The 2,578-nt window shown below is 60.8% G+C and carries 3 protein-coding genes; all 3 read left to right on the top strand.

All coding sequences use genetic code 11. The annotated features are described in order from the left end of the window. Positions 1-149 precede the first annotated feature (149 nt). Positions 150-1,364 carry an acyl-CoA dehydrogenase family protein gene (locus tag AC1D35_RS35530; protein WP_477942651.1) on the top strand — a complete coding sequence of 405 codons (1,215 nt, stop codon included), beginning with the start codon at positions 150-152 and terminating at the stop codon, positions 1,362-1,364. 64 nt (positions 1,365-1,428) lie between these two features. After that, positions 1,429-1,965: a flavin reductase family protein gene (locus AC1D35_RS35525; RefSeq protein ID WP_477942649.1), complete on the top strand. Its 537-nt coding sequence runs from the start codon at positions 1,429-1,431 to the stop codon at positions 1,963-1,965. Positions 1,966-2,078: 113 nt separating this feature from the next. Next, the coding region (locus AC1D35_RS35520) for an aminopeptidase P family N-terminal domain-containing protein (protein WP_477942647.1) at positions 2,079-2,578 on the top strand (500 nt) is incomplete at its 3' end.

Below are 2,578 nucleotides of genomic sequence, written 5' to 3'. Positions count from 1 at the left end.
CACCTATTCTAGTTTACCAGCAACAAACTTGCCCTGCAACAGCGTTATATCCGGCGCTTTGAGGCGTTCTGCGGCGCGTCGAGGGGGGTTGCGTTGATTTTTAATATAACATATGTTCTATAAAAATCGCATCAAACGGGAGCATGAATGTGAGTAACCCCACTGCACTGAAGAAAGACGACCTGCCGGACATCGAGCGCGCTGGGACGCCCGATGACCTTATCAAGCGATCCGAGGAACTCGCTCCTGCCCTTCGCGAACGGAGTGCCGAAACCCAGACGCTTCGCCAGCCGCCGGAAGCAACGCGCCTCGACATCAAGCGAACCGGCATCCATAGGTTGTTTCAGCCTGCTCGTTTCGGCGGTGCCAATGCGCCGTTCAGTGCCGCCGTCGATGTGATGCGACCACTCGGCCAGGCCTGCGGATCGACCGCCTGGGCGATCGTTCAGAACATCTCCCACAATTCGATGATGTGTCGCTGGCCCGAGCAGGCCCAGGAGGACGTTTGGAGAGAAGACCCTGCAGCCCTCCTGTCCGGCATCCTCATCCCCAATCTTGGCAAGGCGCGCCGGGTGGACGGCGGATATATCCTTTCCGGTCGCTGGCCCTTCGTGAGCGGTGTCAGCCTCGCGGACTGGGCGATCTTCACGGCCTTCACGCCAGGCCCCAATGGCGAGGAGGAAGACCGGCACTTCCTGGTCCCGAAGAGCGACTATCAAATCCTCGACACATGGTATGCCATCGGCCTGAAGGGATCGGCCAGCCACKATGTGACGCTCGAGGAGGTGTTCGTCCCAGAGCACCGTACGACGACCGTCGATACGATGCGGGCGCGCAAGCCGCTCTTTGACGGTGAGGCGATCAACATGCGCGCGCCGCTTTACTGCATGTTCGGCGTCTATATCGGCGGTACCGCGCTCGGTATCGCCGAGGGCGCGGTCAACATCTATCTCGAACAGGCGCGCACGAGGGTCTCTCGCGTTTCGGCGAAAGCCGTCAGCGATTTCAGCACCCAGCAGGTGAAGGTGGCCGAGGCGCTGTCATGTCTGAGGGCGGCACGCCTGCTGATCTATGGTGCGTGCGAAGAAATGACGAAAATCCTCGAATCCGACCGTCTGCCGACCGACGAGGAGCGTGCGCGCTGCCGGGCTGAGGCAACCTTTGCCGGCCAACTCGCGACCCGTGCGGTGAATGTCGTGTGGGATGCGGCCGGTGGCGGGGCGATCTACGAGCGCAATCCGCTGTCGCGATATTTCGCCGACATGAGCGCAGCAAACCGCCACATCACCCAAAATTGGGACGTCAGCGCGATATCGCATGGCCGCACCGCCCTCGGTCTGCCGCTCGATAATCCGACGCTCTAGTGACCCGTCCGCGGCGCCGCGAAAGCGGCGCCGTCTGAAACCCAGATTGAAGGTCTCATGTGCTATGACAACCTCCGCACCATCGATTACCAGCAGCTCGAATATTTTGCGCGATCAATTCGTGTCGGCGATGAGCCGGGTGCCGCTCAGCGTGGCGGTGGTCGTGGCCGGCGCCCCGGACGAGCGGGTCGCGCTGACTGTCGGGACTTTCATTTCGGTCTCGGCCGATCCGCCAATGGTCCTGGTGGCCGTCAAATCCAGCAACCCGCTCTGCAAGGCCGTCGCCTCGCACCGTCGGTTCGCCATCAACGTGCTGTCTGCCGAACAAGTTGAGCATTCCGAACGATTTTCCGGACGCCCGCGCACCGGGCAACCCTATGATCTGACCGCAGCACGCTGGGCAGGTGGCCCGGGCGAGCTGCCTCGTTACCTCGAAGGGGCCGTGGCTGCCTTCGACTGCGAACTGGTCGAAGCGCGCACCATTGCCTCGCACGTGCTCTTGATCGGGCGCGTTGAGGACATCGTATCGGGCGCCGAACAGCCGCTTGTGTACTGGTCTCGCTCCTACGGGATGCCGTCGCCGCTGACTAGCGCCGGCTGATATTTTCGAGCGCGGTCATCCGGTTCATCATTTCGATGCGGAGTTCCGGCCTTTGACAGGCCGATCTTTGCCAACATGGCCCCAACATGCCAACAACAACAGGGAACTTGTCAGTGAGTGTTTCGCAATCCTCAAGCTATCGATCATTGCCCTTCGACCAGGCGCGGCTCGACCGCCTCATGGATGAGGCGGGCATCGACATCTTGATCGCCACGTCCAAGCACAATGTTCAATATCTGCTCGGCGGTTACCGTTTCTTCTTCTTCGACTACATGGATGCGGTCGCGTTGAACCGCTATCTGCCCGTCGTCGTCTACCAGAAGGGAAAGCCCGACAATACGGCCTATTTCGGCGCAGCGCTCGAGATCTTCGAACGCCAGCTCGGCAAGTTCTGGCCCCCGGTCGTGGAAACGGGAACGTGGAGCAGTACCGACGCCATCCAGCTTGCCGTCGAGCATATCAGGAAGATCGGTGCCTCCTCGTCCACCATCGGCGTGGAAAAAGCCTTCGTCCCGATGGATGGAGGGCAATTGCTGCACGACAACGGTTACCGGATTTCCGATGCAGCTTTCGTTCTGGAGAGGTTGCGCCTGATCAAGACGCCAGACGAGCT

The organism is Rhizobium sp. P1_E6 (assembly GCF_056405875.1).
Note: the sequence above shows the minus strand (reverse complement) of the source record. Positions and strands in the feature narration are given on the sequence as shown.